Annotated in this window: 4 protein-coding genes; all 4 read right to left on the reverse strand. The window is 72.4% G+C overall.

Features of this window, described 5'->3' with window-relative positions; all coding sequences use genetic code 11:
- The coding region (locus tag H5J29_RS22410) for an SRPBCC family protein (protein ID WP_181783013.1) at nucleotides 1-435 on the reverse strand (435 nt) is incomplete at its 3' end.
- A gap of 142 nt (nucleotides 436-577) precedes the next feature.
- The gene (locus H5J29_RS22415) at nucleotides 578-2938 is read right to left on the reverse strand and encodes a glycoside hydrolase family 65 protein (protein ID WP_181783014.1); all 2361 of its coding nucleotides are present in this window, start codon (nucleotides 2936-2938) and stop codon (nucleotides 578-580) included.
- Complete coding sequence (locus H5J29_RS22420) at nucleotides 2935-3669, reverse strand: beta-phosphoglucomutase family hydrolase (protein WP_181783015.1); 735 nt, start codon at nucleotides 3667-3669, stop codon at nucleotides 2935-2937. Before H5J29_RS22420 ends, H5J29_RS22415 begins: the two co-directional genes overlap by 4 nt.
- A gap of 75 nt (nucleotides 3670-3744) precedes the next feature.
- Nucleotides 3745-4404: histidine kinase (locus tag H5J29_RS22425; RefSeq protein ID WP_181783016.1), on the reverse strand; the 660-nt coding region annotated here is incomplete at its 5' end.

Genomic DNA, 4404 nt, shown 5'->3' on the forward strand with positions numbered 1-4404 from the left:
GGTCCCCCGCTCGACCCACAGCCGCAGCCGGTCGAACGACCAGGCGGTGGCCCACCCCATCAGCGGCCGCACCACGGCGTCGAACGGGCCGCGGGCGGTGTAGTCGTAGCCGGTCACGAACCGGGTGCCGTGTTCGACCGGGGTGTAGCGCCAGTAGCCCGCGCCGCGCCGGATCGGCGAGAGCGGGCTCGGCGAGGAGAAGCCGAGCGACGAGGTCGCCGAGCCGTCCGGCCGGGACCGCTCCCCCGTGCTCACCCCCTCGCCCGCCACACCCGCGGTGGCGTACCGGAAGTGCTGCGGCTCGCCGGGCTCCCGTGGGAGGTACTCGATGCGCTGGAAGCGCAGGTCCCAGCGCTGGTGCAGGTCGGGCGCCTGGGACCGCTCCCACACCTCCGCGACGGGCGCCGCGATCGTCGTCTCGACGTACAGCCGCATGCCTCCCCCTTCGTTGAGCGATCGCTCAACGAAGACGCTAGCAGCATCTTGAGCGAATGCTCAACGGGTGAGTGGCCCCGAACGCACGAACGGCACCCTCGTGCGGGAGGTCCGCACGAGAGTGCCGCCGGTGGGAGAAGGGTCAGCCGCCGTGCTGGCGCTGTCGGGGGGCGCGGCCGTAGGGCTGCTCCACCGGGTCCACCGTGGGCGGGCTCGGCAGGGGACGGACCTCGGGCTCCTCGGCCAGCGCGACCGGCTCGCCGTGGTGCCGCAGCCGCATCGGCGGGCCGCTGACCAGCGTGTACTCCACCTGGTCCTGGGTGACCGTGATCCGGATCTGACGACCCTGCCAGCGCAGCCCGAACGAGAGCCGCGACAGCGCGGACGGCAGGACGGGAGCGAAGGCCAGCCCGGTCGCGTCGCACGTCATGCCGCCGAGACCCGTGGTGATCGAGACCCAGGTGCCCGCCATGGACGCGATGTGCATGCCGTGGTCGGTGTTCCCGGCCAGGTCGTTGAGGTCGATCAGGGCGGCCTCGGCCAGGTAGTCGTAGGCCAGGTCGAGGTGCCCGGTCCGCGCGGCGACCATCGACTGCGTGCAGGCCGACAGCGACGAGTCCCGGACGGTGATCCCCTCGTAGTACGCGAAGTTGCGGCGCATCTGGTCCGGGGTGAAGGCGTCCGGGCGCAGCTGCATCGCCAGCACCAGGTCGGCCTGCTTGATCACCTGCTTGCGGTACAGGTCGAAGTAGGGGTAGTGCAGCAGCAGCGGGTAGGTGTCCGCGGGGGTGTTCTCGAAGTCCCACACCTTGTGGCTGGTGAAGCCCTCGGACTGCGGGTGGACCTTGAGCCGGTCGTCGTACGGGATGCGCATCGACGAGGCGGCGTCCCGCCAGCTCGCCATCTCCTCGGAGTTCACGCCCAGCTTGGCCGCGCTGCGCGGGTGCTTGGCGGCCACCTCCGCGGCGTAGCGGAGGTTCAGCTGCGCCATGAGGTTCGTGTAGACGTTGTTGTCCACGATCGCCGAGTACTCGTCCGGGCCGGTCACGCCGTCGATCCGGAACTCGCCCTCGGAGTCGTGGTGGCCGAGCGAGCGCCACAGCCGCGCGGTGGCGACCAGGATCTCCAGCCCGACCTCCAGCTCGAACTGGGTGTCCCCGGTCGCGGCGACGTGCCTGCGGACGGCGTCCGCGATGTCGGCGTTGATGTGGAACGCCGCGGTGCCCGCCGGCCAGTACCCGGAGCACTCCTCGCCACGGATCGTGCGCCACGGGAACGCCGCGCCGGCCAGGCCCAGCTGCTCCGCCCGCTCGAACGCCGACGGCAGGATCGACTGCCGCCAGCGCAGGGCGTCGGCGGCGGCGTCGGGGGCCAGGAAGGAGAGCACCTGGAGGCAGAAGGTCTCGGTGTCCCAGAAGGTGTGGCCGTCGTAGCCGTCGGCGGTGAGCCCCTTGGCCGAGATGCACCGGCGCTCCGCGCGGGCGCCCGCCTGCAGGACGTGGAACGTGGCGAGCCGGACGGCCTGCTGGAGCTCCGCGTCCCCGTCGATCTCGACGTCCGCGGTCTCCCAGAAGTCGTCCAGGTACGCCTCCTGCTCCTTGAGCAGGCCCTCCCAGCCGGTGTACCGCGCGGCGGCCGAGGCGGCCCGGACCTGGTCGTACACGGCGGGCAGGCTGCGCTGCGAGGACCAGCCGTAGGCCAGGTACTTGATCACCTTGAGGGTCTCGCCCGGCGTGACCCGCCCGATGATCGTGGTGCTGCCCGCGTCCTCGGTGGCGTCGGAGGTGATCTTGATGCCCTCCGGCCCGTGGACCTCGTGGTCCATCGAGGCCGCGACCCGCAGCTCGGACTTGCGCGTGCTGTGCACGAGCGTGGCCCCGGCCTCGTCGGCGCGGAACATCTCGGACTGCAGCGCGTTGGTCAGCGCCGCCTCCAGCCGCGGGTCGTCCCCGCCGCGGGTGGGCAGCTGCTCGTTCGCGACGAGCTCGGACTGCACGACGAGCAGCGCGGGCTCGTCGAGCACCTCGACCTCGTAGCAGATGGCCGCGATCGCCCGCTGGGTCAGCGAGACGAGCCGCTTGCTGCGCACCCGGACCACGCGCCCGGCCGGGGACTCCCACTCGACCTCGCGGGTCAGCGTGCCCGCCCGCAGGTCGAGCACCCGCTCGTGCCGCCGCAGCTTGCCGTAGCGCAGGTCGAACGGCTCGTCGTCCACGAGCAGCCGGATCAGCTTGCCGTTGGTGACGTTGATGATCGTCTGACCGGACTCCGGGTAGCCGTAGCCGCCCTCGGCGTACGGCAGCGGCCGCACCTCGTAGAACGAGTTCAGGTAGGTCCCGGGCAGGTGGTGCGGGTCGCCCTCGTCGAGGTTCCCGCGCAGCCCGATGTGCCCGTTGGACAGCGCGAAGACCGACTCCGTCTGCCCCATCGCGGCGATGTCGAGGGTCGGCTCCCGCACGACCCAGGGCTCGACCGCGAACGTGCGGCCCGCGTCCGGCTTCACTTGTCCTCCAACAGTTCCTGCAGGTCCTTCACCACGATGTCCGCGCCGTGCGCGCGGAGTGCCTGCGCGTGGTCGAGCCGGTCCACCCCGATCACCAGGCCGAAGTTCCCGGCGTGCCCGGCCTGGACACCCGAGAGCGCGTCCTCGTACACGACCGCCTCCTCCTTCGGGACGCCGAGGTCGGCGGCCGCCGCGAGGAACGTGTCCGGGTTCGGCTTGCCGGGCAGACCGCGCTCGCGGGCGGTCACGCCGTCGACCCGGTGGTCGATCAAATCGGTCAGCCCGGCCACGGCGAGCACCTGCTCGGCGTTGGCCGAGGACGACACGACCGCGGTCCTCATGCCCGCCGCGCGCACCGCCTCCAGGTAGGGCCGCGACGCGGGGTACACCTCGACGCCCTGCTCCCGGATCACGACCTGGACGAGGTCGTTCTTCCGCGTCGAGAGACCCCACAGGGACTCGGTGTCGGCCGAGTCGTCCGGGCTCCCCTCGGGAAGGTCGATCCCCCGGGAGGCGAAGAAGCTCCGGGTGCCCTCGAGGCGGGGCTTGCCGTCGACGTAGGGCCCGTAGTCCGCGGCCACGTCGAACGGCCGGTAGCCGGGGCCGTCGCGCTTCTCGAGGTACTCGTCGAACATCGTCTTCCACGCCGTGGCGTGCACACTCGCGGTGTCGGTCAGGACGCCGTCGAGGTCGAACAGGCAGGCGCGTGCACCCGCGGGCAGGCCGAGCATGGGGCGAACCGTAGCGTTTCGGAGATCGGGTGCGGAGACCGGCGCCGGTCAGCGGTCCGGGTCTTCACATGTCGTTCACACGGACGTGGACGCCGGCGCGTGCAGGACCACCCGGGTGGTGGTGTGCCCCACGTCCACGACCTCCACCACGGCCCCGCCCGCCCCGTCGGGCCCCGCGGTCACGTCGAGCCGCCCGCCCTCGGGCCGCGGCTCGATCCCCTTCTGCACGGTGTCCCGCACGGCGACCAGGACCTGCAGCGGGGCGACGACGACGTCGTCGAGCCCGTCGGCGACGGTCAGGCTCTGCTCGAGCCGCCTCCCGAACCGGGCCTTCTCGATCGCGAGGTAGGCCTTGACGGCCGCGAGCTCGTCCGCCAGCGGGATCTCGGGCGTGCCGACCCGGTCCGCGGTGCGGGACAGGTCCGCGAAGCCGAGCAGCAGCTCACGGGCCTGCTTCGGGTCCGTGCGCATCAGTGAGGCGATCGTGCTGAAGGCGTTGTAGACGAAGTGCTGCTCGAGGCTGCGGTTCAGCGAGCTCGGCGCGGGGGGCGGGGCGGGCGCGGGCTCCGGGGCCGCCGCGGCGGTGACGGTGGTGACGGTCGTGACGGCCGGTCGCCCCCAGACCTCCTTGTCGACCTCGGGCGTGAGCTCGTCCCGGTCCCACGGCGTGCCCTCCCACTCCGCCGGGTCGACCCGGTCGGCGCCCAGCAGGCCGCCCCACACCGGCAGCCGGAG

This window comes from Pseudonocardia pini (assembly GCF_013870575.1).
Lineage (GTDB): Bacteria > Actinomycetota > Actinomycetes > Mycobacteriales > Pseudonocardiaceae > Pseudonocardia > Pseudonocardia pini.